Annotated in this window: 20 protein-coding genes, 7 pseudogenes and 1 other annotated feature; of the genes and pseudogenes, 14 read left to right on the top strand and 13 right to left on the bottom strand. The window is 58.7% G+C overall.

Annotated elements, in window-relative coordinates; translation table 11 throughout:
* Positions 1 to 6 precede the first annotated feature (6 nt).
* Entirely contained in the window at positions 7 to 2,124 is a 2,118-nt protein-coding gene (sctV, locus tag NBG89_RS30275) for a type III secretion system export apparatus subunit SctV (RefSeq protein ID WP_416068698.1), read from the bottom strand.
* A gap of 537 nt (positions 2,125 to 2,661) precedes the next feature.
* Positions 2,662 to 3,552, bottom strand: a complete 891-nt coding sequence (locus tag NBG89_RS30270) for a SctD/MshK family protein (RefSeq protein ID WP_416068699.1) — start codon at positions 3,550 to 3,552, stop codon at positions 2,662 to 2,664.
* Positions 3,553 to 4,487: 935 nt separating this feature from the next.
* Here NBG89_RS30270 and tnpA (NBG89_RS30265) point away from each other — a divergent pair.
* The 3 genes and pseudogenes from tnpA (NBG89_RS30265) to NBG89_RS30255 all read left to right on the top strand — a co-directional run bounded on the left by tnpA (NBG89_RS30265) (position 4,488) and on the right by NBG89_RS30255 (position 5,367).
* A pseudogene (gene tnpA / locus NBG89_RS30265) lies at positions 4,488 to 4,942 on the top strand (IS66-like element accessory protein TnpA).
* Positions 4,939 to 5,058 (top strand): annotated as a pseudogene (gene tnpB / locus NBG89_RS30260) (IS66 family insertion sequence element accessory protein TnpB); the annotation flags it as partial. The pseudogenes tnpA (NBG89_RS30265) and tnpB (NBG89_RS30260), both read left to right, overlap by 4 nt.
* A 141-nt stretch (positions 5,059 to 5,199) precedes the next feature.
* On the top strand, positions 5,200 to 5,367 hold the full coding sequence (locus NBG89_RS30255; RefSeq protein ID WP_416068700.1) for a hypothetical protein: 168 nt from the start codon (positions 5,200 to 5,202) through the stop codon (positions 5,365 to 5,367).
* Position 5,368: 1 nt separating this feature from the next.
* Here NBG89_RS30255 and NBG89_RS30250 read toward each other — a convergent pair.
* Positions 5,369 to 6,597 (bottom strand): IS3 family transposase gene (locus tag NBG89_RS30250; RefSeq protein WP_416068522.1). Its coding sequence is split into 2 segments (ribosomal slippage): positions 5,369 to 6,303 and positions 6,303 to 6,597, totalling 1,230 coding nucleotides; the frame shifts between segments, so codons are not numbered across the junction.
* Positions 6,200 to 6,316, bottom strand: a sequence feature (AL1L pseudoknot). (Overlaps the previous gene by 117 nt.)
* A gap of 208 nt (positions 6,598 to 6,805) precedes the next feature.
* Here NBG89_RS30250 and NBG89_RS30245 point away from each other — a divergent pair.
* The 3 genes and pseudogenes from NBG89_RS30245 to NBG89_RS30235 all read left to right on the top strand — a co-directional run bounded on the left by NBG89_RS30245 (position 6,806) and on the right by NBG89_RS30235 (position 9,694).
* Entirely contained in the window at positions 6,806 to 7,762 is a 957-nt protein-coding gene (locus NBG89_RS30245; RefSeq protein WP_431324628.1) for a site-specific integrase, read from the top strand.
* A complete protein-coding gene (locus NBG89_RS30240) occupies positions 7,759 to 8,691 on the top strand; it encodes a tyrosine-type recombinase/integrase (RefSeq protein WP_416068702.1) in 933 nt (310 codons plus the stop codon). The genes NBG89_RS30245 and NBG89_RS30240 overlap by 4 nt, the downstream gene beginning before the upstream one ends.
* A pseudogene (locus NBG89_RS30235) lies at positions 8,688 to 9,694 on the top strand (tyrosine-type recombinase/integrase). Before NBG89_RS30240 ends, NBG89_RS30235 begins: the two are co-directional and overlap by 4 nt.
* A 189-nt stretch (positions 9,695 to 9,883) precedes the next feature.
* Here NBG89_RS30235 and NBG89_RS30230 read toward each other — a convergent pair.
* A complete protein-coding gene (locus NBG89_RS30230) occupies positions 9,884 to 10,111 on the bottom strand; it encodes an IS66 family insertion sequence element accessory protein TnpB (RefSeq protein ID WP_431324627.1) in 228 nt (75 codons plus the stop codon).
* A gap of 106 nt (positions 10,112 to 10,217) precedes the next feature.
* On the opposite strand from NBG89_RS30230, the gene tnpA (NBG89_RS30225) reads away from it, so the two are divergent.
* Both tnpA (NBG89_RS30225) and tnpB (NBG89_RS30220) read left to right on the top strand, forming a co-directional pair.
* Positions 10,218 to 10,607, top strand: coding sequence for an IS66-like element accessory protein TnpA (gene tnpA, locus NBG89_RS30225; RefSeq protein ID WP_431324626.1), 390 nt, complete (start codon positions 10,218 to 10,220; stop codon positions 10,605 to 10,607).
* Positions 10,604 to 10,801: pseudogene (gene tnpB, locus NBG89_RS30220) on the top strand (IS66 family insertion sequence element accessory protein TnpB); the annotation flags it as partial. The gene tnpA (NBG89_RS30225) and the pseudogene tnpB (NBG89_RS30220), both read left to right, overlap by 4 nt.
* 42 nt (positions 10,802 to 10,843) lie before the next feature.
* On the opposite strand, the gene NBG89_RS30215 reads toward tnpB (NBG89_RS30220), so the two are convergent.
* From NBG89_RS30215 to NBG89_RS30205, 3 genes are all read right to left on the bottom strand, one after another.
* Positions 10,844 to 12,940 (bottom strand): recombinase family protein, encoded by a 2,097-nt coding sequence (locus NBG89_RS30215; RefSeq protein ID WP_416065937.1) that lies wholly within the window; start codon positions 12,938 to 12,940, stop codon positions 10,844 to 10,846.
* Positions 12,941 to 13,232: 292 nt separating this feature from the next.
* Complete coding sequence (locus NBG89_RS30210; RefSeq protein WP_062369699.1) at positions 13,233 to 13,694, bottom strand: helix-turn-helix domain-containing protein; 462 nt, start codon at positions 13,692 to 13,694, stop codon at positions 13,233 to 13,235.
* Between the two features lie 192 nt (positions 13,695 to 13,886).
* The gene (locus NBG89_RS30205; RefSeq protein ID WP_416065938.1) at positions 13,887 to 14,138 is read right to left on the bottom strand and encodes a DUF5372 family protein; all 252 of its coding nucleotides are present in this window, start codon (positions 14,136 to 14,138) and stop codon (positions 13,887 to 13,889) included.
* 38 nt (positions 14,139 to 14,176) lie between these two features.
* Between NBG89_RS30205 and tnpB (NBG89_RS30200) the strand changes: the two genes are divergently transcribed.
* From tnpB (NBG89_RS30200) to NBG89_RS30180, 5 genes and pseudogenes are all read left to right on the top strand, one after another.
* Positions 14,177 to 14,335: an IS66 family insertion sequence element accessory protein TnpB gene (gene tnpB / locus NBG89_RS30200; protein ID WP_416068707.1), complete on the top strand. Its 159-nt coding sequence runs from the start codon at positions 14,177 to 14,179 to the stop codon at positions 14,333 to 14,335.
* A gap of 69 nt (positions 14,336 to 14,404) precedes the next feature.
* Positions 14,405 to 15,955, top strand: coding sequence for an IS66 family transposase (gene tnpC, locus NBG89_RS30195; RefSeq protein WP_431324625.1), 1,551 nt, complete (start codon positions 14,405 to 14,407; stop codon positions 15,953 to 15,955).
* 82 nt (positions 15,956 to 16,037) lie between these two features.
* Positions 16,038 to 16,478 carry a hypothetical protein gene (locus NBG89_RS30190; protein WP_416068709.1) on the top strand — a complete coding sequence of 147 codons (441 nt, stop codon included), beginning with the start codon at positions 16,038 to 16,040 and terminating at the stop codon, positions 16,476 to 16,478.
* A 152-nt stretch (positions 16,479 to 16,630) separates the two neighbouring features.
* Positions 16,631 to 17,472: pseudogene (tnpC, locus tag NBG89_RS30185) on the top strand (IS66 family transposase); the annotation flags it as partial.
* Between the two features lie 2 nt (positions 17,473 to 17,474).
* On the top strand, positions 17,475 to 18,059 hold the full coding sequence (locus tag NBG89_RS30180) for a plasmid pRiA4b ORF-3 family protein (RefSeq protein ID WP_416068532.1): 585 nt from the start codon (positions 17,475 to 17,477) through the stop codon (positions 18,057 to 18,059).
* Between the two features lie 34 nt (positions 18,060 to 18,093).
* On the opposite strand, the gene NBG89_RS30175 is transcribed toward NBG89_RS30180, so the two are convergent.
* The 4 genes and pseudogenes from NBG89_RS30175 to NBG89_RS30160 all read right to left on the bottom strand — a co-directional run bounded on the left by NBG89_RS30175 (position 18,094) and on the right by NBG89_RS30160 (position 20,574).
* Positions 18,094 to 18,318, bottom strand: a complete 225-nt coding sequence (locus NBG89_RS30175) for a DUF6429 family protein (protein ID WP_416068711.1) — start codon at positions 18,316 to 18,318, stop codon at positions 18,094 to 18,096.
* Between the two features lie 58 nt (positions 18,319 to 18,376).
* Positions 18,377 to 19,204 (bottom strand): annotated as a pseudogene (locus NBG89_RS30170) (IS3 family transposase); the annotation flags it as partial.
* Between the two features lie 29 nt (positions 19,205 to 19,233).
* A pseudogene (locus NBG89_RS30165) lies at positions 19,234 to 19,617 on the bottom strand (IS21 family transposase); the annotation flags it as partial.
* Between the two features lie 165 nt (positions 19,618 to 19,782).
* Positions 19,783 to 20,574, bottom strand: a complete 792-nt coding sequence (locus NBG89_RS30160; RefSeq protein ID WP_416068712.1) for a GH12 family glycosyl hydrolase domain-containing protein — start codon at positions 20,572 to 20,574, stop codon at positions 19,783 to 19,785.
* A 218-nt stretch (positions 20,575 to 20,792) separates the two neighbouring features.
* On the opposite strand from NBG89_RS30160, the gene NBG89_RS30155 reads away from it, so the two are divergent.
* The gene (locus NBG89_RS30155) at positions 20,793 to 20,924 is read left to right on the top strand and encodes a DUF6429 family protein (protein WP_416068533.1); all 132 of its coding nucleotides are present in this window, start codon (positions 20,793 to 20,795) and stop codon (positions 20,922 to 20,924) included.
* A 34-nt stretch (positions 20,925 to 20,958) separates the two neighbouring features.
* Here NBG89_RS30155 and NBG89_RS30150 read toward each other — a convergent pair whose 3' ends face one another.
* Complete coding sequence (locus tag NBG89_RS30150) at positions 20,959 to 21,543, bottom strand: plasmid pRiA4b ORF-3 family protein (protein ID WP_416068532.1); 585 nt, start codon at positions 21,541 to 21,543, stop codon at positions 20,959 to 20,961.
* A 2-nt stretch (positions 21,544 to 21,545) separates the two neighbouring features.
* On the bottom strand, positions 21,546 to 23,204 hold the full coding sequence (tnpC, locus tag NBG89_RS30145) for an IS66 family transposase (protein WP_416068531.1): 1,659 nt from the start codon (positions 23,202 to 23,204) through the stop codon (positions 21,546 to 21,548).
* Positions 23,205 to 23,240: the final 36 nt, after the last annotated feature.

Here is a 23,240-nt window from a genome sequence, read left to right as displayed (position 1 = left end):
CAGTTCTCACCTATCATCGAGGTCTTGGCTATCAACTTGCGGCAATGCGGAAATCGCGAGCCCCTGACGGTCCACTGTTGTTTCAAGGCGGAGCTTAACGGATCCGGCGGGCTGGATGGTGAAGTCGGGCGCGAGGTCCTGGTAAGACAGCACAGCAAGATCAATCTGATTTCGTGCGAGAAAGCCGCGGACGAAGCGTCGGATATCCGTTGCAGTTAATACGACAGGCCGGGTCTGATCAGGCGCTGTGCTGGATAGGATCTGACGCATCTGTGACAGTAGTGCTTCGCTTTGCCGATCCTCTAGGGCGAGGTAGGGCCCCGCGGCCGATTCCCGAACCGCGCTGCGCACCACATCCTCAGTCTCACGTTCGATAATGAACGCGGGCACGATTCCGTGTTCATTGGCATAGCGGTGACAGATCTGCCGCTTCATATCAGAACGAACGTACTCGGTGAGAAGGGCGACATTTTGCTCACGTTCGCTCCGTTCGGCCAATGCCTCCAAGACAACGCGGGTGTTGCGGATCGGGATACCTTCATCCAGCAGACGGCGCAGTACGTCGGCAATCCGAGGAATCGGTGTCGTGCGCAGCACCTCCTTTACCAGATCAGCATATTCCTGCTCCATCCGCCCCAACAATTGGCTGGTCTCCTGAATGCCGACCAAGCGCGGTGCATAGCGGGTTAACGCCCCTTGCACACGCAACGCGAGGAGTTCGCTGGGGCGATGATGTCGGATGCTGGCAGCCTTAAGAGCCTGCGCATGGCATTGTTCGACCCAGATTATGTCCTTTTTAGAATCTTGGCGAAAGGGGATGCCGCTCAACTGAATGTTCGCCCGATCGTCTTTAAGCATTAGCTGTGTCGAATCAATCAGATTCTGTTCTACCGGCACGCCCTCGATATCTATTCTGAATTTCGACTCGGGCAGCCGCTGATCGACCGCAACAGGGATGCGGGGAACAATGATGCCAAGATCGGCTGAGACCAATTGCGACACGCGTGCAATATGCTGTTTTAGTTCGACCTGGTCGATGGCTTGCATAACGTTCGGCGCAAGGAAGAGAGCGATTGGACATGCCTCCGCAGGCATCGTTTGGTTTTGAGGCTCCACTGGAGCTGCAGGTGTAGCATCGACACCGCCGGCGCCCAGCACATCACCCTTTAGAAGGCTTGCCGCGGCGAATACCGCGGCCAAGATAAAAAAGACGGGTAGAGGGAAGCCAGGAATGAACCCCATCGCAACCAAGACGGAAGCCGCCAACCGTAATGCTCGCCTGCTCGCCGTGAGTTGATTGACTATGTCGGTCCCAAGGTTGAGGCTCCCGGCCCCAGTTACACGAGTGACGATGGTCGCCGCGGTAATTGAGAGCAGCAGGGCCGGGATCTGCGAGATTAGCGCATCACCGATGGTGAGAAGGGTATAATGTCGCAACACCTCGCCGAAGGGCATACCTTTCGAAAGCAAACCGATCGAAATCCCACCCAGCATGTTGATGAAAATAACGACGAGCCCCGCGATCGCGTCACCCTTCACGAACTTCATCGCGCCGTCCATAGCGCCGTAAAGTTGGCTTTCCTTCTCCAATGCGCCGCGCCGCCTGCGAGATTCGCTGGCATCTATATCGCCGTTCCTTAACTCTGCGTCGACCGCCATCTGCTTGCCCGGCAGGGCGTCGAGCGTGAAGCGGGCGGCCACTTCTGCTACGCGTTCAGCGCCCTTCGCGAGGACCATGAACTGCACCATGGTCACGACTAGGAATATGACGATACCTACGACGATATTGCCTGAGATTACGAAATCGCCGAACGTGTGGATGATGCTGCCCGCCTCGCCTTCGGCCAGGATCAATCGCGTCGTTGCGATGGTGAGCGCCAGACGGAAGACCGTGGAAATCAAGATGACGCCTGGCAAAGAAGAGAATTCAAGGGGTGTGCTGATATACAAAGCAACCATTAGCAGCAGTATGGCCAAACCCATATTGAATCCAATCAGTGTGTCGATCACTGCGGTTGGTACTGGCATCACCATCATAGCCACTGCCATAAGCAGCATCAGCGCAACCATTAAGTCCGGGCTGGCCGGCGCGCGCTCGATGAGGTTACGAATGATATTTCCCATGGAGGCCCTTTTTATCGTTTGAGAATTGCTCTGCTTTTACGCAGCTTTCGAAGGTCCACCAGCGCATGGCGACGCTCGAGACTGAGACTGCGAAAGCGGTGGCCCCGGGTGTATACAGCGTGTCCAGGCCCGTCAGGCTCCACCGCCAACATCGGCCGTTACGAGCGCAGAGGCGAGAAGTCGCAGCAGTTGAACATCCCGAAAATGATCGGATGTAGGTGCCGCAACCGGGGCAAGTTTCCTGCGCTCTTTTCACATGCGAGGCAGACGTAAAAGAGGGAGCACAGGAAATCGCGCCTTGCCTGGGGATAAGCGCGCGACACCACCTGCTTCGGAGACCTTCGTCGTTCACGCTGGGTCCTGTGCCGCTATCGTCTCGCCCTTGATTAAGCTGGTGGCCGATCTGCTGGAGCAGGAGCAGCCGCCGTAACGGGACAACAATTTACTCCTGCATCTCCGGATGATACCGAGTGCAACAGGGCAGGTGGGGCAGCTTGAGCATTGGAGTTCTCCTATGGCCTGCGAACCGGAAAGCACTTAATAGGGGAGAGAAGCAACGTGGCCATTCCGGCTCAGCAGCACGCGGCTGTCTTCGATCCGATCGATTGTCCATCCATCATCCAAAAGGGCCCCGACGAAGTACTTCTCGTCATCAATGACAACATACGGCGAGGACCCGCGCCACACTGCTTCAATCGCGATTGCCGACGGTGCCTTCTCCTCTTTGGTGATCACTTTATTGACCAGTGTTAGAGCTCCATTTGTGCGATGATCGAACCACTCCTGAACCTTCTGCCAACTGGTGGCCGATGCAGACGAGACGGTGCCTTCAGCTGTAACAACCCCCTTGGCCCAGTCGACCTTAATATTGAGCAGGCCTGCTCTAGCCGCTTCCCGTTGCAGATCTCTGGCCGCTGCAACGGCCGTCTGATTGTCAGCGTGGTTTTCGGTCAGCTTGGGTTTAGGGATAGCAGCAGGTGAATTGGCGCTCGATACATCGGCGCTAACGTAGTAGGAGAAAATCATTGCGAGCGCGCCGATCCCGACGGAGCCCAATAGTACGAAGGCCAGTATGCGGATCGAGAGGCGTGGTGTGTCGACTGATTCAGCGGGCGCTGCACCCTCTGCCGACCAGAGCATGGACATCGCGCCTACGTCGATCACGACCGGAATAGGAAGCACAACACGCTCGCCGGCGGCAATATTCCCTTTGCCCTGAACGCTAATTCCGGCTCCAAGGGTTTCGACTTCGATCGAATCTGCAAGAAAAGTGATGCGAAGATGTTGAGGCGCTAATCCTTGCTCGATAAAGATTATGTCGGCGTCGAGGCCACTACCGATTACTTTCGCTTCTGGATCCAGCACACCGGTCAGCCCGCAATAGAGGCCAGACAGGATTTCGAAATGAAGAGCAATCGTGTCATTCAAGGATATTCTTCCGCACAAGGATAGAAGCCGCACGGCAATTGCCGTGCGACTCATTTCAGTTCCACATCGCGTCACCAAATGCTGCGACCGAGACTACGTGAGTCACGCTTCAAACATTATTGAACGCGCTCGTCGGCGACCTTCTTGACCGTCGAGAGTTGCGTTGTAACAGTGCGTAGCAACATACTCCTATTCGTAGCCTCGGTGCTAACCGCCGCCAGCTCCTCCATTTGCGCTTTGAACGCATCAGCCCCATCATTCTTGGCCTTTGTATTTGTAGATCCCGTGGCTCCTGAACTACCTTTGCTACTATTGGACCCAACTTTACTTGACATATTGCTTTCCTTTCTCCAATTGTGCCGTCATCAACGACACGCCGACTCCTGACGAGGACCTCTATCCAGCATCAGGTATCCTCTTCTGTCTCTGCCATAGCCTCCTCGGCATCAGCCATGACATCGTTCATGATAGTTAACGCTACGGCGTTGAGAGCCAGCTGAAAGGCTTCTTGTTGAGATGCAGTTTGCGAGCCGTCGCCAGAAGTAAGCGGAATGTCCGTCCAATCGTGCCCCCTTTCGGACCTCTTGGGGTCTGGCTGCGTGTTAGGATCGGCCGGCCTTTTATGATCAGGTACGTCCGACGGTTGTCGGTTCGAACGCTCATGACCCCCTGTACGGGCCAAGAGAGCACCGAAGCTGCCAAAACTTCCATTTACTGCGACCATCAGGTACTCCGGCGTTTATCTTATTTGTCAATGGGCGGCGATGCCGTCTTCTGCATCCACCTCCTCAAGCTAAGCTCGTCACCTTTCGACAAGCTGACGAGCTTAGAAAAAAATCGCGCCCTGCATAAATGTGAGCGCGACAAACACCCCACCTTTCCTTTTGAGATTGAGGCCGCGAGATAAGCTTCTTCATCGATAGGAGCGGAATGGAATGGTTGGAGATCGCGCTGATGCCATGCTTGAAGGCATGCATGAAGCCAGGCATGAGGGAAAGGTCGGATCGAGGTGATCACCGGTCGGCGGCAGCGGCGGAATTGGACTGACGAGGAGAATGCGCGGATTCTTGCGGAAAGCGCAGAACCTGACGTGAACATCTCGGCCGTTGCCCGGCGCTGGGGCGTCAATCGCGGCTTGCTGAACGTCTGGCGTCGGGAAGCTGGCCTGACCTCTCTTCGCTCTGCCAAGACCTGCGCGCAGCAGGCGATGTTCGTGCCGGTGACGGTGGTTGGCGATCGAACGCCTCCCGAGAGCTCGCCGTCGGATTTTGCCCACTTCGCCGCGGGTCGGATTGAGATCGAGCTTGCTGGCGCGCGCATGACGGTTATCGGCTCGGTAGCGCCTGAGCTGGCACAAGCGATGGTGGCGGCGTTGAGAGGGTGCCGGTGATCGGAGTTTCGCCAAATGGCGTGAAGATCATGGTTGCGACGCAACCTGTCGACTTCCGGCGCGGCATGAATGGCCTGGTGGCTTTGGTGGCGTCAGCTCTTGCGGCCGATCCCTATTTATGTGTCGGGCGAGATTATGTGGCGGATCCGTCCCGGCGCCAGCCGAGGCCCGTCTAATCTGGAATTCTCCGCCACATAATATTTTGTGCCTCTTGAGATGGGTGCGGGATCCCCCGCGCCGCTATTCGGAGGGACAACATGCTCGAGTTCTATTTCTCGTATCGTGGGGTGCTCAAGCGCCTGCGTAGTGGTGCGCTTGGTGGCGAGATGGATCGCCTCGCGGAGCATTTTTTCGCGCTCGGTTATAAGCGAGCGTCCGCCAAGATTTTGAACCGCGCCGGGTTTGCCGGAGGCTGTTTGGTTTAAGTTATGCAGCCATGGCTGGTTCGTCCAGCATGGCGTAATACTGCTCCTCGGCTTCGGCGGGGGGAATGTTGCCGATGGGCTCCAGAAGCCGTCGATGGTTGAACCAGTCGACCCATTCCAGAGTGGCGAATTCAACCGCTTCGAAGCTGCGCCACGGTCCTCGCCGATGGATGACCTCGGCCTTGTAGAGGCCGTTGATCGTTTCGGCGAGGGCGTTGTCGTAAGAGTCGCCGACGCTTCCGACGGAAGGCTCGATGCCTGCCTCCGCCAATCGCTCCGAATACTTAATCGACACGTATTGAACGCCCCTGTCCGAGTGGTGAATCAGGCCGCCACCATGAACGGGACGCCGCTCATGAAGCGCCTGTTCCAAAGCATCGAGGACGAACCCGGCATGCGCCGTCCGGCTCACCCGCCAGCCGACAATCCGGCGCGCGAAGGCGTCGATGACGAAGGCCACGTAGACGAAGCCTTGCCAGGTGGCCACATAGGTGAAATCCGAAACCCAGAGCCTGTTCGGCGCAGGAGCCTTGAACTGGCGGTTCACCCGATCGAGCGGGCTCGGAGCCGTCTTGTCCGGGATCGTCGTGCGGATCGGCTTGCCCCGGATGATACCCTGAAGTCCCATCGATCGCATGAGCCGGGCGACGGTGCAGCGGGCTATATCGAAGCCCTCCCGCTTCAATTGCCGCCAGACCTTGCGCACGCCGTAGACGCGGAAGTTCGCCTCGAACACACGGCGTATCTCGATCTTCAAGGCAATGTCGCTGCGGGCGCGGACCGATAACCGGTCCACGTCCAGGCGTTTGGCAACGTTCTCGTAGTAGGTTGATGGGGCAATCGGCAGCAGCCTGCAGATCGGCTCGACCCCGAATACGGAGCGGTGTTCGTCGATAAAGGAGATCATCGCTTCAATGGGCGGTCGAGCTCCGCCATCGCGAAATAAGCGGACGCTTTGCGCAGTATCTCATTGGCCTGCCGAAGCTCGCGGTTCTCCCGCTCCAGAGCCTTCATCTTCTCGGCGACTTCGCTTGGGAGTCCAGGCCGGGAACCATCGTCCACTTCCGCCTTCTTCACCCATTCATTGAGCGTCTGCGCCATGCAGCCGATCTTGGCGGCGATCGAGGAAACCGCCGCCCATCGCGAGGAATATTCCCCTTGGTGATCCAAAACCATCCGCACTGCTCGGGCGCGGACTTCAGGTGAAAATTTGTTTGTTGTCTTGCTCATATCGGCTCCACTTTCTCAGAAGTTGGAGCCTCCGGCAAACCCGGCGCGGTTCATTTACCTGAGCCGGATTGCGCGTTTTAGCCAGTTTGCCTTGACGCACTGTGGTCCGATGCCGATCCATCAAGATGTAATTGACAGCTATTTGGGCGCGTTTACTAGTGATACTCCGCGCATTGGGGCAGTATCGGCTCTGGCTCATGCACGGCGAGTGGCTCCGGAGCGGTTTATTATTTCCGTTTCAGGTGAAGAGAATGATCCGGATGCTCCGCTTCTGGCCTCCTTTTCGGACTATCTGCGCAGGGTACGGGGCCTGGAGCCGAAGACCCGCGAAGGCGTTCTTCTGGGCGGCCGCCGTTTTCTGGATTGGTTCCGCCATCACCGCCCCGGCCAAAGTCTTGAGGCGTTGACAGCTGAGCACGTGCTTGCTGCTGTCGAGTATCGGCTGTCGCTATCGGCGACCTCCGGCACCCGCACGGCAGCGACTTCTCACATTCAAACATTTCTTCGGTTCTTATGTTGGGCTGGCCACCATCACCAAGATCTTGCCCGCATCGTGCCGAGAACGCCGTATTGGCGTTTGGCGCATCTGCCGCCACGCCTTGCATGGGGTGACGTTCGGCGCGCAATCGATGCGATCGACCCAACGACGCCGGTCGCTATCCGCGATCGAGCCGTCCTGCTGCTGCTCGCCACCACGGGCATTCGCAACGGCGAGTTACGTGCCATTCGACTGCAGGATATCGACTGGCGTACTGGCGAGGTTTTTATCCGGCGGACCAAAGGCAAGCGTGATCGGGTGGTGCCACTCCTCGAGGAGACCGGCGCGGCGCTCGTCGACTACATCCTGCGCGCTCGACCGAAGGTGGACAGTCCGTATCTGTTCCTGTCGTTCACGCCGCCGGTGGGAGCGTTCAAGTCTGCGGCGCCTGTTTCAAGAATCGTGAGGAAGCGGTTGCGGCATGGCGGGGTCGAACTCGGGCGGGTCGCCGGTGCACATCTCCTGCGCCACAGCCTCGCCACCCAGCTTGTCGGGCAGCGAAGGCCAATCAACGAGGTCGCCGATCTTCTTGGTCACCGGAGTATCAACACAACGGCGCTGTACGTGAAGGTTGCGGCCTCGCAGCTCGCCGAGGTCGCACTCCCCTTTCCCGGAGGCGCTGCATGACCGCCTTCGCCCGATTCCTCGGCGAGAAGGTCGAGCGTTACATCGAACTGCGCCACTCGCTCGGCTACTCTTTCAGCAAACAAGCCGGTACGTTGCACGCCTTCGTCCGCTACGTTGAACGCGCTCAATTCGATGCGCCCGCCACCCGGACGATGGCGCTGGACTTCGTCCTGTCGTTCGGCGGCGCCGCCAACAGCCGCGCTACTCGTCACGGCGTGCTCCGCCGCTTCTACGAGTATCTCGCGGTCTATGACGCCCAAACCGAATCCTTGGAGCGCAGAGCCTTTCCTAGATCCAGGGCGATTCCACCTCCACGTATCCTCAGCGAGGCAGAGTTGGCGTCGCTCATCGACGCATGCACCCGCATTTCGCCAGGCATCCCCCTCAGGGGGCGGACGATGGAGACGCTGATCGGATTGTTGGCAAGTACGGGACTGCGATCGGGCGAAGTGGTCAGGCTTGATCGTTCCGACGTCGATCTGACCAACGGGGTTCTTCTCATTCGGAAGACGAAGTTCCGCAAGGACCGTCTCGTTCCAGTTCACACGACGACCCAAACAGCGCTTCGCCGCTATGCCCGTGCGCGCGATGCCGCTTTTCCCAGTCCCAAGGACCAGGTTTTCTTCCTCAGCTCTCGTGGCAACCGCCTCTCGGCGACTGGCTTGCAAAGCGGATTTGCTCAGGTCCGCAAGTTCGCAGGGCTTGATGACGGCAAGCCGTTGCGGCCGCACGATCTTAGGCACCGGTTTGCCGTGACCCGCATGAGCCTTTGGCATCAACAACGCGCCAACGTCCAGGCGCTACTCCCGGTGCTCGCCACCTATCTCGGCCACGCCAACTACAGTGACACAGCCTACTACCTCACTGGCTCGGTGGATCTTCTCGCCATGGCGGCGGAGCGCGCCTTCCTCGATGGAGGCGCAGCATGAGTGAACACTTACTCCTGGCACCGCTCTTGGAGTCCTACTTTCGCCGACGCCTGACCAAGCAACGCAACGCGACTCCCGCGACCATGGCCAGCTATCGCGACGCCTTGCGCATGCTCATCCTCTTTGCCGCCACGCGGTTGCGGAAGAAGCCGGCGGCGTTGGTGCTCGAGGAGCTCGATCGAGACCTCATTCTCGCCTTTCTCGACGAACTCGAGGAGAAGCGGAACAACACCATCTCCACGCGCAACGCCCGCCTAGCGGCGATCCGATCGTTCTTCCACCATGTCGCAGCCTCCGATCCAGCGTCCTTCGGTGTCGCCCAACGCGTGCTGACGATTCCCATAAAACGGGCGCACGTCGAGGTGACGCATCACCTCATCAAGGCCGAAGTGGACGCCCTCATTGAAGCGCCTGATCCAAGGTCGCCCCGCGGTCGGCGTGACCGCACGTTTCTACTGTTCCTGGCACGGACCGGCGCGCGGGTCTCCGAAGCTACCGGCGTCAACGCAAACGACCTTCAGTTGGAACGGTCGCACCCACAAGTACTGCTGCGCGGCAAAGGGCGCAGAGACCGCATCATCCCCATTCCTCGGGATCTGGCGCGAGCACTGACAGCCTTGTTGGCCGAACACGGATCGCGAGCCACGAGCCGCGACCGATATTCGTCGGCGCCCGCAACGAGCGCCTGACGCGCTTCGGAGCAACCCACATCGTGCGGCGAGCGGTGGCCCAGGCCGTGAACATCAGGCCGGCCTTGGCCCAAAAGCCTATATCGCCGCACATCTTCCGACACTCACTGGCCATGAAGCTTCTCCAGTCGGGCGTTGACCTTCTGACGATCCAAGCCTGGCTCGGGCACGCACAGGTCGCTACAACCCACCGCTATGCCACTGCCGATGTCGAGATGATGCGTAAAGGTCTCGAGAAGGCTGGAGTCGCCGGCGATCTTGGCGTCCGTTTCCGACCAAATGACGCCGTGCTCCAACTGCTGAACAGTATCTAAATATTATGTGGCGGAGAATTCCAGATTAGACGGGCCTCGGCTAGCGCCGGGACGGATCCGCCACATAATCTCGCCCGACACATAAGAACGGATCACTGCCGGCATCCCGCACGAGCGACAGCAAGCTGTCCGGGCCCTTGCGGAAGTCGACCGGATGACTGGCCAGGAACACCTTCACGCCGGACGGGATCATGCCGAACGCACCGCCCGGATCACCCGCTGCAAGTGCGCCTCGTCGACATCTGCGCCGGCGCGCACGACAATGTCGCCAATAGCAACCTCGATCACCGGGGCAGCCGGGCGCGCCGAGGCGACCTTGCCAGCCGAACGCTGCGAGGCGGCATAGTCCAGAGCGTCACGACGCCAGGCGAACAGCTGCGACGGACGAATGCCTATCCGATGGGCGATCGCCGACACGCTCGCGCCCGGCTCCAGCGCCTCGTAACCGGTGTTCTAGCCCCACATTGCCCGATGTCGCCTGATCTGTGATCGACGTTCCATGGAAGCGACAAGGATTTTCTCCATGGAGACTACGTTGGAGGTTCTCACGACGCGGCGGAGCCGACGGGAGGCTCACCGTCAATGGCCGGACGAGGTCAAGGCGCAGATCGTTTCGGAGAGCTTGCGTCCGGGCGTGACGGTGAACGAGGTCGCGGAACGTCACGGGCTGAAGGCCAATCACCTGTCGTCCTGGCGAACGCTGGCACGGCAGGGCAAGCTGGTTTTACCGGAGCCGGAAGACGCAGTCGAATTCGCGGCCATGGTTGTCGAGATGCCCGTATCGGAGCCGCCGACTGCGAAAGCAGTCTCCCGCGCCGAGATTGTCGTCGGCCCTGTCACCATCCGTATTGAGGAAGGTGCATCTGCTGCGCGGATCGCCGCTGTCGCGCGTGCCTGCGCGGTTCCGGCATGATCTTTCCGTCGAACCGGGTTCGGATCATGGTAGCCACCAAGCCGGTCGATTTCCGCAAGGGCCACGATGGCCTAGCGGCGCTGGTCAAAAACGAGTTGCACAGGGACCCTTTTACAGGGACGGTCTTCGTATTCCGGTCACGGAAAGCAGACCGGCTGAAGCTGATCTACTGGGATGGCAGCGGCTTGGTGATGGCCTACAACGATCTGCATTCATACTGCATCTCTCTTTCGCATTCAGTTGAAGGTTTTGGCGTGTCCGGCATTTTGCTTACGGGCGGCGACGCGATCGATGAGCTGGTTCCATCGACTGCATTGCTTTTGCGGTAAATCCGTCTTCGGAAGCTCGTACAGGTAGTAGTGCCCGTTGTAGGCGTGGCTGGTGACGAGGCCGTGTTCAGCCCATCTGGCGAGTGTATGTTCATGGATATTGAGGTGTTCAGCCGCCTCCTTTTTTGTCAACATCCCGCGATCCCGGAGCCGGTCATAGCGTGATCTCAGCCTATATTCGCGAACGAGATAGGTGACGCGTTTGGTTGTGAAGCGTGCATTGCGCTGGTCACGGCGCGTCACCGAGCCCGGACGATATCCCTGATCGTTGAGAATCTCTGCGATCTCGGAAAAAATATGATTGTCGAGGAGGTTATCGATCAGTGCGATGATATCGGGGTTCGTCTTGATCTGCTGGCTGGGAGATTTTGGGCTCATGGTGACGAGTGTCTCGGTTTTACCGCCCTTGAAGCGAATATGAGCCTTGGTTGTGCCTCTTTTCGGTAGTTTGAGGAGGGTGACGTCCTCGATGATGTGGGCAAGCAGGCGCTTTCGTTCGCGGTTCGGGGTCTCTGGATTGGTCCAGAGTTTTTTGAAGTCCGCCGTCATTGCGACCAACCGCTCGTGGACGGCCTTATCGAGGATGAATTCGTGCTCCCGGGCGCGCTCGCGCTCTTCGCGGGCATTGGCCAGGATGCGGAGCTTCTCGTTCCATTCGCCTTCGAGCGTGTCGGCGACGAGGCGGTTATTGGGATCGACGAGCATGAAACGGCGCTGGGCGAGATCGGCTTCAGTTTGCGCGCGCTCGATCGCGCGACAGCGCAGCCGATCCGCCTCTTCATGTCGCGCTTCGATCTCTTTGCGGACTTCAATCGCCAGTTCGATGGCTGCCGGCGTCATCTGCTCGGCGATCAGCATACCGATGGCTTCGTCGACAGGAGGTGCAGCGATCGCCTGGCACAGGGGTTCACCGCGATCGCTACGGGCGCGATCACAAACGTACCAGGCTTCCTGCCGGCCGCGTCGGGCAGCGTAGCGCATGCGAAAATGCCTGCCGCATTGCCCACACACGGCCCGCCCCTGCAGCAGTGCCGGACCTTCGCGCGGAGGTGATGCGACCCCCGCGTTCCATTTATGGCAGATGTTCGACTTCAGAATCCTCAGGTTCTCCTGATGCTGCTCCCAACTGATGTAGCCGGGATGGGCATCTGGAATACATGCCGTCCAATCATCATTATCTTGTTCACGCACAATCCTCTTGCCATCAATGGTGCGTCGATAGCGGCGGCGGCCATAGGCATAGGCTCCGGCGTAACGTGGATTGTGCAGCACACGCATCGCCGTCGAAGTCGTCAGTGGCCGGAATACCGTCTGGCTGTCGTGCAGGCGTGAGGGAAAGAGAATGCCTTCCTGACGAAAGGCCTTGACGGTCTGGGAGGCGGATCCGACGCGAGAGAACGTCTCGAAGAAATGGACGATCGTCTCTCTGACTTGCATGTCTGGTTCAAGTGCCACATTGCCGGAATGGTCATAGACCAGCCCGGTTGGCAGGGGGCAGCGGAACTCGCCGCGCCGCGCCTTGTTGAGGATGCCGCCGCGCAGCCGGGCCTTGATCACATGCAGTTCGGCCTCACTCATTGTTCCCTTGAGGCCGAGCAAGAGGCGGTCGTTGAAGCTTGCCGGATCGTAGACGCCGTCCTCATCGAGGATCAGGGTGTCGGCAAGGGCGCAGATCTCCAGCAGACGCTGCCAGTCGGCATTGTTGCGGGCCAGACGGGAGACCTCCAGGCCCATGACGATCCCGGCATGCCCCATGCCGACATCGCTGACCAGCCGCTGAAATCCCTCGCGCCAGACCGCCGATGCGCCGGATTCACCCTGATCGTTATCGATGACGATAATCTGCTCCTCGCGCCAACCAAGGGCGATAGCGCGCCCGCGAAGCGCATATTGCCGCATGGCGCTCTCGGTATTGTCGATGACTTGCCGCATCGAAGATTGGCGGATGTAGAGGTAGGCGCTGCGTTCGAGGTGATGAGGCTGGACTTTGAGATGTACATTCATCGTGATCTCCGATCGTTGATGCTCATGGCGATTGTCGCAAGGACGTGGACGACGGCGCTGTGTCCGCGGTGCAGCGGCCAAGCAATTGACGATGGGTAATTCTGCTCTCGCGGGGTGCTTGCTGTTGCGGTCAGCGTCTGAGCCCATCCCCACATGCCCCGGCGCAAAAAGAGCATCAGGCCGCTACGGGCCATAAGCGGCAGCGCTGCGCCGAGAGCAGCCTTGCGCAAGACCTCGTACTGGGAGGCGATGGTCGACGGTAGGATCGGGCATGCCGCCGTCGCGGCAATGTTTACCTGCCGCTTTTTTTTAGAACCCGCTCGATCGATCTGGGATGAAGCTCGATGTCGAGTTCCTGGCGAAGCAGCTTGGCAAGTTCCCGGGCGCGAACGGGTTCTCCTGGAGCGAGCTGCGCCTGCAGAAATGCCACGACCTTGTCGTCGATCTTGTGGGGACCGCGGGGCCCCGGCTTCGTCGGCACCAGTCCGGCAATGCCGGCCATATCGAAGTTCACCTTGGCCTGGTAGTAGGTCGGCCTGGAAACACCGTACTCGTCGGAGGCCTCCGTCACCGACACCTTGTCGATGGAGACGCGACGCAGCATCTCGTATTTGACCTGCACGGCGTCGTGCGGATCGAAGAACTCGCTGCCCCGAAACTTTGGATCGCGCACCTTCTCGGGGGTGGGATTGAACGTACCCTCTTCGATGAGGGCATCCGTCTTTGTGCGCTTGCTGTCGTACTTCGCAGACATCGATGGCTCCGAGGACATGAAGCGACGTAATCGTAATGTTAATTATGACGTATTTTTCTGCCTCGTCAAGGTGGTCCTCATGGTTTAGCATCATTCAGTCCTGTAATTGCGGGAATAATTCCACAAAAATAAGACATATGCGGCATAATCCGCTTTACAGATGCGGCATATTTATCTTTACACATCCGCACATCATCGTGTTCTGGAAAGGCGCTCTACCAGGGCGGCCAATTCCATTAAGTCGGCGACCCGCAAGAGCGACCGTCCGTTGCCCATGACAACTTCAGGATCTGGGCTCACAAGGTCAGTCCATTGCGGGGGAACGGACCAAACGGTGGCATCCTCTGTCTGCAGTAAAAGACGCTCCCCATGCGAATTGCAGCGCCTGCCGACACACGGCAACTGCTGTCCAAGTAGTGGATGAAACGGATGTGTGACCCGCACTAGCTGCTCATCTGCGCTGGTCGCGGCTGCATTCTCTTGTGAGGTACAAGCGGCTGGAAGAGCACACCTTCACCTGGCCCAGCATACGGGATGGATTGATGACGCTGACCCACGCCCAGTTCGAAGCCCTGTTTGCGGGCCTCGATTGGCGGCGGGTTCATGCCGTCAAGACGAGAACGCCGGAGACTGTCGAATAGCTGCGGCACGATGACTCAGCGCGAAAGATTCCGAAGGCAAAACGGGCCGGGATTTGGTAACTTCTGGGCATGCTTGATGCCGCCGATCTTCCCGATGATGTTGCCGCCCTGAAGGCGATGCTGATCGCGGCGCAGGCACGCGAGGCAGGCAAGGACGCGCAGATTGCTCGTAAGGACGAGCGGATCGAACGGCTTGAGAGGCTGGTCGCGGCCTTCAAACAGGCAGCTTTCGGGCGCAAGTCCGAGAAGACCGATTCCGAGCAGTTCGATCTGGCACTGGAAGACCTGGAAACGGCGATGGCAGCGATCCATGCCGAGGAAGAAGCCGACGTCGTTCAAGGCAACAAGGTCTCAAGATCACGAGCGACCAATCGCGGCTCCCTTCCTCAACATCTTCCCCGTGTGGAAGAGGTAATCGAACCGGAAAGCCTAGTCTGTGCCTGCGGCGGTTGCCTGCATTGCATCGGCGAGGATGTCTCCGAGCGGCTGGATGTAGTCCCGGCGCAGTTCCGCGTCATTGTCACCCGCCGCCCCAAATATGCATGCCGTGCCTGCACCGACGGCGTCGTTCAGGCCCCGGCTCCAGCGCGGCTGATCCAGGCAGGAATGCCGACGGAAGCGACCGTCGCCCATGTGGTGGTCACCAAATATGCCGATCACCTTCCGCTCTATCGGCAGGCTCAGATCATGAGCCGCCAGGGCGTTGATCTTGATCGCTCCACACTTGCCGACTGGGTCGGGCGAGCAGCGTTCGAATTGCGCCCCGTCTTCGATGCATTGACCACCGACCTGAAGCGCTCGACCAAGCTCTTCATGGACGAGACCCGTGCCCCGGTTCTCGATCCCGGCTCGCGCAAGACCAAGACCGGATACTTCTGGGCGCTGGCGCGGGATGATCGCCCTTGGGGCGGCGGTGCTCCGCCGGGCGTCGCCTTCACCTACGCTCCCGGTCGCGGGGGTGTTCATGCCGAACGAATATTGCAGGGCTTCTCCGGCGTTCTGCAGGTCGATGGCTATGCCGGATACAACAGGCTGATCGCACCGGACAGGGTCGGTCCCGACATTCGGCTTGCCTATTGCTGGGCACACGCTCGCCGCAAGCTGGTGGATATCACCCGCAACGCTACAGCACCCATTGCCGAGGACGGCGTCAAACGGATCGGTGAACTGTATCGGATCGAAGCCGAATTGCGTGGCCTTGATCCGGAGGCTCGCCTTGCCGGACGGCAGGAGCGGTCAGCGCCGCTGATCGCCGACATGCAGACCTGGCTCATCCATCACCGTGCCCGTGTAGCGACCAAGTCCCCTCTCGGCGAGGCTCTGGCCTACATCGCCAAATATTGGGACGGCCTGAAGCTCTTCCTGACCGACGGCCGCATCGAGATCGACAACAACAGCGTCGAGCGAACCATCCGGCCCATCGCCCTCAATCGGAAGAACGCACTCTTTGCTGGGCATGACGCTGGAGCAGAGAACTGGGCGATGATCGCCTCGCTCATCGAGACCTGCAAACTCAATGCCGTCGATCCGATGGCCTATCTGACCAGCACACTTACCGCCATCGTCAGCGGCCACAAGCAGAGCCGGATCGGTGAGCTACTGCCGTGGAATCTGAAGTAATCAATTGCTTAGACTGAGATTACGCATTGCTCGTCGTGGATAAATCGGTCAGTCATTTAACGTAGTTGATTGAGGACACCACATGCTTCGCTTTTTCGGTATGATAGTTTTGTCTTTTTTTGCGCTAACAGAAGCTCATGCAGAACCCCCACGTTTTTGTAGAACCAGCTTTGCGCCTGGCGAAAAGACTGAGACCCGTTTCATGGGCATTAGCTACGCGATTATGATGCATGCACTCGCGGAAAAGTATTGCGGTGCCAAGCCCGTCTCTATGGGGCAAAAGTTTTTAGGATATCTGAATAGGCAAGGCTGCGGTTCCAAAACAGAAATTTATCAAGATGTTGCAGTTTCAATCGATAAGCTGGAAAGCGCGACCTTAAAGCTGATGGCATCAGGTGGTGATAAAACCCTAGCCCTTTCCGAACAGCAGGCGAAGAGTTGGGCCAAGGAGGCATCCGAACAACTTGGTGGGTGCGAGCGCCTCATAAAACTGCATGACAGCAAACCAGACTCTTGGAAATAAAATCCCCAGTGTGACTGGCACACCGCTTACGGCTTGGATCTCTTTTCGGGCTCCAATTGCAGGTTCGACGGCCGCCGGCGTCATTTGCTCAGCAATCAGCAAACCGATGGCTTCATCCACGGGAGGCGCGGCAATCAACTGACACATGGGCTCAGGCCAGAGACAAATGCACGACCGGACGCATATGGACTTACGTATGCGATGACCGGCCGTTTGGGGGAACAGCGCCGCCAGCCGCAATCTATTATGCGTCGAGTGACCGGCGCGGCGAACATCCGCAGAAGCACCTGGCCAGATACGGCGGCATTCTACAGAGCGATTGCTACAATGGCTTCGAGCCGATCGCTGTTGCCGCAACGAAAGAGGTGCCGATCACCTTCGCCTTTTGCCATGCGCATGCGCGGCGTAAATTCTTTGAGCTGGCCGATATCCAGAAGAATGCGCGGGATCGCAAACGCAAGGGCAAGCCGATCTCGCCGATCGCGCTTGAGGCCGTCAAGCGCTACGACGAATTGTTCGGGATCGAGCGGCAGATCAACGGATTGAGTGCCGAAGAACGACTGGCTGCGCGGCAGGAGAGAAGCAAGCCGCTGTTCGATGACATGCGCGAGTGGTTGACGAAGGAACGCGCCACGCTCAGCAGATCGTCCGAGGTCATCGAGCCGATCGATTACATGCTCAAGCGCTGGGAGGGCTTTGCTCTCTCCTCGAAGACGGTAGAGTTTGTCTCACGAACAACGCAGCCGAGCGGGCGCTGAGAAGTGTCGCATTGGGAAGACGGAACTGGACCTTCGCCGGTTCCCAGCGTGGGGCCGATCGTGCCGCTGTCATGCTGACCGTCATCACCACCTGCCGCCTCAACGATGTCGACCCAAAGGCGTGGCTTGCCGATGTCCTGGCTCGCATCGCCGACCATCCTGTGACGCGCCTGCACGAACTGCTGCCCTGGGAGTGGAAACGTGCATCGCCGGCAACCGTAATGCTGGCGGCCTGACGATGGTGGCTTCTGCCGTCCGCCTGAAGGTCACCCTCGATCATGTCGAGCCGATAGTGATGCGGCGCGTTGTCGTACCGTTCACCATCAGGCTCAGTCGGCTGCACGAGGTATTGCAGGCGGCGATGGGCTGGACCAACAGCCACCTTTACGAATTCCGCATGCGTGACGTCGGCTTTGGTTTGCCAGACGAGGAATGGGGGGATGGTCCGATCGATGCCCGCAGGGTCTCGCTGCTGTCGGCAGTCCAGGACACCGGTGCGAAATCGTTCAAGTACCTTTACGACTTTGGCGACGGTTGGGAACACAGCATCAAGATCGAGCGCACCTTTCCTGCAGTCGGCACGGAAGGACCGATGCTCCTCGAAGCAACGGGACACTGCCCGCCTGAAGACGTGGGTGGTCCATGGGGTTATCAGGAGTTCCGCGAGGCGCTTGCGGATCCGGCGCACGAGCGACATGCCGAAATCCTCGAATGGTGGGGCAGCAGCGATTACAATCCCAACAGCGCCAACTTCTCGCAGCTCAACAAAGCCGTCGATGACCTCGCCGCAAAATGGGTCCGAAAAGCGCGCCGCAAAACCTGAACGCCGGGCTGTAGGGGAAGGCCGAAACTGGATTTTATCGTGTAAACAACCGGCGGAACAGTTCTTCCGAAGGCCGTAGACCTTCGTCCGTCAGGACCAGCGACTTCGACTTGTTGACCGGATCACAGATCAGTCCCTTCTCATGCAACCGGTCCGTCGTCGCCCAGTCAAATCCCTTCCAGGCGCAACGTTCGTTGTGGAGCGTCAGCCATAACAGGGCCAGGACCGCGTCATCGATTTTGTCCTCGTCGATCTCCATTCTGCCATAATATCACGCGCGAGACTTCAAGTCCCGCGGCCCTCCTCGGATGGATACGGTATACTTTACCCGCTGGCAGTTTGGAACTCGGTGATATCGGTAAGCCATTTCTCGTTTGGCTTTCAGCGTGGAAATCACGATTGAGCAAATTTTCCGGCACAGGATCTAGTTCGCCTTGGTAACACGTATACCGCCGCCGCCTGGCAGTGGTCACGATGAGCTGCTCCTGCTTCATCAAGCGGCGTACTACCTTTTCGGAGACCTGTTCTGCGCCTCTGGCCAGTGCAACATGAATGCGTCTGTAGCCGTAGCAGTTACGGTTGGTTTCGAAGAGCACCGCAATGGTGTGGCGAAGATCTGCGTATCGGTCCTCGAGAGAAAGCAGAGACCGATGATAAAGACAGGAGCTGCGGGCGAACTCAAGCTGAGTGAGGAGTTCCGGTAATGCATATGTCGGTCGCAGGGCATCAACCAGCAGTGTCTTTTCCCGATTTCCCAGGAGCCGCAGATCGATGCCCAGATCTTTTTTAATGAGTTCGTTAGCCTTCGTAAGCAAGTCATGTTCAAGTTGAAGGCGCTTCACATCACTGCGCAGTGCCTCGAGTTCACGCTCGAGTTCGCCTCGGCTGGCAGTCGGTGGTAGTTTGCGACGGCGTGTCATGGATGCAGGGACCTCACGACCAAGTTGCTGGTTCTTCCAGTCGTACAACGTCTGCCGGCTCACACCTACCTTCTGAGCCACCGAACGGGCACTCTCACCTCGAGAGTACAAGCCGATCACGGCTGTTCGCTTCTGCTGCTCCGATCTCGTGCCAGCGCTTGAGTTGCCGGTGAGAACTCGCCGCCTGCCGCCGGGTTCATATTCATCGATCCAAGCCGAAGCTTTCCACGGCAAGCGGAAGCGCATCGGTGATCTGCAGGGGTTGCGGCGGGAGGCGGATTGCGGCTTCGCGCCGCAACCCCTGCAGATCACCGAGGCAGAGCAGACGCCGTGATCGAGCGCTTCCTGGCAGGCGGCCTCAACGGCGGCGAGACCATCAGCAGGCACACATCCGAGTATGGCGACCATCTGTCGATAACCGTCATCGGCGCTCTTCAACCGTTTGCGGACCTTCTCCCTCGCAGTTGGCAAAACCCATTCCCGGAATGGAACGCCGTGCGCAAGGCACCGGGTTTGCGAGCGAGAACGGCAACATAGTGCCAGGGATTATAGACAGTCTCGCCGCGGCCGAAGTTGCGCTGGTGTTCGGCAACCGTCACATCATCCTGCTTGATGACAAGCCAATCAGCATAACCGTGGCGTCAATCGCCATTTCTTCTCCTCTCAGCGTGACCGCCCTGCTTCACCAACTCGTCCCGTGATAGAGAGAGTGTCGTGGGCACCTCCTTTCCCGGGTGGGGCCTTGCGAACTCGACTTCGGACTCCCTTCAGAAATAATGAGTAGCTGGCTCTGCGGCCGTATGTCACGTCGAGCTCACGGAGCAATTCTTGAAGTTGAATTTCATCCCGCCTGGGGACGATGTAATCTCGACGCCGTATTGAACGCTGTCGACGTCTACGTCGCCAAAGTGGCCCTTCGACTTGAGCCAATCTAGGATACTCTTTATGTCCACCGTCCCGGTATCGGTCTTGGAAGTGAGCAGCAGTGAGATGACCTTGTGACCATTATAGCCTTCGAACACGTTCCAACTCGCTCCGCCTACATTGACATTGTGGTAGATCGGAACCGCCGCCCCGGAAGCGTCATAATGTTTTGAGATGGGCTTGACATTGCCGCTGCCGTCCGGATGTCCGGTATAGTTTGTCCAGAGCATTATCTCATTCTGTTGTGAGCTGTCCCAGATGTCGTAGGCGGTGTTCCAGGCGCCACCAGCAGGAACTTTCTGATTGAAGCTTGACGTCAGACTGTTGATTGAACTGAGCGGCTTCCCAATATCGACAGCCTGATGGGGGTAGCTCTTGATGCCATCAGTGTTAGGCTGGTTCGACCACACGCTCCACTGGTTGTCTGCATGGACTGAAAGCGTCTGAGGTCCAGCGCTCTTACCATATATGTCGTTGTTCCAAGCATAGCGACCGTGTGAAAAGCCTGCATATGGAGCGCTCGATCTCCAAATCGGAGCATTCGATAGAAGCGCGTCAGTCGGTGATTTGGTTTCATTCACAGCGTGCCTGAATAGTTTATCATCCTGTGTGTCGACATACCCCAGCGGGGAGGGCAAGGACCCTGTACCATCTATCCGATTGGAAGACATAAGGCTCTCCTTCTGTTACGAGAACAAAGATCTGGCGCTTGTGCGAGGACACTGACATTGATACTGGGCACTGGGAAATTGTGTTTTTGCATGTCACCATTCAACTAACGGATAACGGAGCGATCTCTGAAGTGTGGCGTCGGGGCAACCGCTGGCGAGGGGTATCCATCCGAGGTGGGCCGCGGGACTTGGGGTCTCGCGCGTGGTAGCATAGCAGAATGGAGATCGACGAGGACAAAATCGATGACGCGGTCCTGTGTGATCCGTTGAACAAGTCGAAGTCGCTGGTCCTGACGGACGAAGGTCTACGGCGTTCGGAAGAACTATTCCGCCGGTTGTTTACACGGTAAAATCCAGTTTCGGCTTTCACCCACAGCCCGGTGTTCAGGTTTTGCGTCGCGCTTTTCGGACCCATTTTGCGGCGAGGTCATCGACGGCTTTGTTGAGCTGCGAGAAGTTGGCGCTGTTGGGATTGTAATCGCTGCTGCCCCACCATTCTAGGATTTCGGCATGTCGCTCGTGCGCCGGGTCTGCAAGCGCCTCGCGGAACTCCTGATAACCCCATGGACCACCAACGTCTTCAGGCGGGCAGTGTCCCGTTGCTTCGAGGAGCATCGGTCCTTCCGTGCCGACTGCAGGAAAGGTGCGCTCGATCTTGATGCTGTGTTCCCAACCGTCGCCAAAGTCGTAAAGGTATTTGAACGATTTCGCACCGGTGTCCTGGACTGCCGACAGCAGCGAGACCCTGCGGGCATCGATCGGACCATCCCCCCATTCCTCGTCTGGCAAACCAAAGCCGACGTCACGCATGCGGAATTCGTAAAGGTGGCTGTTGGTCCAGCCCATCGCCGCCTGCAATACCTCGTGCAGCCGACTGAGCCTGATGGTGAACGGTACGACAACGCGCCGCATCACTATCGGCTCGACATGATCGAGGGTGACCTTCAGGCGGACGGCAGAAGCCACCATCGTCAGGCCGCCAGCATTACGGTTGCCGGCGATGCACGTTTCCACTCCCAGGGCAGCAGTTCGTGCAGGCGCGTCACAGGATGGTCGGCGATGCGAGCCAGGACATCGGCAAGCCACGCCTTTGGGTCGACATCGTTGAGGCGGCAGGTGGTGATGACGGTCAGCATGACAGCGGCACGATCGGCCCCACGCTGGGAACCGGCGAAGGTCCAGTTCCGTCTTCCCAATGCGACACTTCTCAGCGCCCGCTCGGCTGCGTTGTTCGTGAGACAAACTCTACCGTCTTCGAGGAAGAGGGCAAAGCCCTCCCAGCGCTTGAGCATGTAATCGATCGGCTCGATGACCTCGGACGATCTGCTGAGCGTGGCGCGTTCCTTCGTCAACCACTCGTGCATGTCATCGAACAGCGGCTTGCTTCTCTCCTGCCGCGCAGCCAGTCGTTCTTCGGCACTCAATCCGTTGATCTGCCGCTCGATCCCGAACAATTCGTCGTAGCGCTTGACGGCCTCAAGCGCGATCGGCGAGATCGGCTTGCCCTTGCGTTTGCGATCCCGCGCATTCTTCTGGATATCGGCCAGCTCAAAGAATTTACGCCGCGCATGCGCATGGCAAAAGGCGAAGGTGATCGGCACCTCTTTCGTTGCGGCAACAGCGATCGGCTCGAAGCCATTGTAGCAATCGCTCTGTAGAATGCCGCCGTATCTGGCCAGGTGCTTCTGCGGATGTTCGCCGCGCCGGTCACTCGACGCATAATAGATTGCGGCTGGCGGCGCTGTTCCCCCGAATGGCCGGTCATCGCATACGTAAGTCCATATGCGTCCGGTCGTGCATTTGTCCCTGGCCTGAATGGGAATGGTGGTGTCATCACCGTGAAGACGCTCGGCCGCAAAGACATGCGCCTCGATCAGATCGAAGACAGGCATGAGAGCGGCTGTTGCGTACCCGACCTGGTCGGCCAGCGTCGAGGTCGAAAGATCGATCCCCTCGCATTTGAACCGGGCACTCTGCCGGTTGAGCGGGCTGTGCATGCCGAACTTGTCGAACAGGATCGTCGCCAACAGATGAGGACCGATGAAGCCGCGCGGCGTGGCATGGAACGGTGCCGGCGTCTGACTGATCGCCTCACAGTCACGGCACGTGAACTTTTCCCGCACCGTCTCGATCACCTTGAACCGGCGCGGAATCTCTTCCAGCGTCTCGGTGACGTCCTCGCCCAGCTTCGACAAGCGTGAACCACCACAGCAGGCGCAAGTCGTCGGCGGCTCGATGACGATACGTTCGCGCTCGATATCGTCCGGCCATGGCTTGCGCACCGGTCGTTTGCGCGTGAACGAACGTACGCTCGAGGTTCTGGCGCTTGCTGCCTGTGCCGCGACCTCGTCCTCCGTCGCCGCCGTCACGAGTTCCTCGAGCTGCAGTTCCAACTGGTCGAGCAGGCGCGCCGTGCGTTCAGAGCGCTGGCCTCGCAACTCGCGCCTGAGCTTCTCGATCTTCAATTCCAGAGCAACGATCAGCGCCTCGTTGTCAGAGAGCATCGCCTGCGCATTGGCCGCTTCCGCAACTGCGATAGCGTGTTTAGCCTGCAAGGCTTCATGCTCGCCAAGCAGCGCCAGGTAAGCGCCAACAACATCCACAGGAAGATCGACAGGCTTTGAGATCATGAAGCCATTCGATCAGATTTCCCCTGTATTTTCAAT

The sequence above is a fragment of the Rhizobium sp. YTU87027 genome (assembly GCF_050644135.1).
Classification (GTDB): Bacteria; Pseudomonadota; Alphaproteobacteria; order Rhizobiales; family Rhizobiaceae; genus Rhizobium.
The sequence above is the reverse complement of the archived record's forward strand: the minus strand, read 5'-3'. Positions and strand labels throughout refer to the sequence as shown.

Bases quoted from the DNA above. Each gene is read 5' to 3' on its own strand.
- sctV (WP_416068698.1), bottom strand. From the start codon at position 2,124: ATGGGAAATATCATTCGTAACCTCATCGAGCGCGCGCCGGCCAGCCCG.
- NBG89_RS30255 (WP_416068700.1), top strand. From the start codon at position 5,200: ATGCTCGAGTTCTATTTCTCGTATCGTGGGGTGCTCAAGCGCCTGCGT.
- NBG89_RS30240 (WP_416068702.1), top strand. From the start codon at position 7,759: ATGACCGCCTTCGCCCGATTCCTCGGCGAGAAGGTCGAGCGTTACATC.
- tnpA (WP_431324626.1), top strand. From the start codon at position 10,218: ATGGAGACTACGTTGGAGGTTCTCACGACGCGGCGGAGCCGACGGGAG.
- NBG89_RS30215 (WP_416065937.1), bottom strand. From the start codon at position 12,940: ATGAATGTACATCTCAAAGTCCAGCCTCATCACCTCGAACGCAGCGCC.
- NBG89_RS30210 (WP_062369699.1), bottom strand. From the start codon at position 13,694: ATGTCTGCGAAGTACGACAGCAAGCGCACAAAGACGGATGCCCTCATC.
- tnpC (WP_431324625.1), top strand. From the start codon at position 14,405: ATGCTTGATGCCGCCGATCTTCCCGATGATGTTGCCGCCCTGAAGGCG.
- NBG89_RS30190 (WP_416068709.1), top strand. From the start codon at position 16,038: ATGCTTCGCTTTTTCGGTATGATAGTTTTGTCTTTTTTTGCGCTAACA.
- NBG89_RS30180 (WP_416068532.1), top strand. From the start codon at position 17,475: ATGGTGGCTTCTGCCGTCCGCCTGAAGGTCACCCTCGATCATGTCGAG.
- NBG89_RS30175 (WP_416068711.1), bottom strand. From the start codon at position 18,318: ATGGAGATCGACGAGGACAAAATCGATGACGCGGTCCTGGCCCTGTTA.
- NBG89_RS30160 (WP_416068712.1), bottom strand. From the start codon at position 20,574: ATGTCTTCCAATCGGATAGATGGTACAGGGTCCTTGCCCTCCCCGCTG.
- NBG89_RS30155 (WP_416068533.1), top strand. From the start codon at position 20,793: ATGGAGATCGACGAGGACAAAATCGATGACGCGGTCCTGTGTGATCCG.
- NBG89_RS30150 (WP_416068532.1), bottom strand. From the start codon at position 21,543: ATGGTGGCTTCTGCCGTCCGCCTGAAGGTCACCCTCGATCATGTCGAG.
- tnpC (WP_416068531.1), bottom strand. From the start codon at position 23,204: ATGATCTCAAAGCCTGTCGATCTTCCTGTGGATGTTGTTGGCGCTTAC.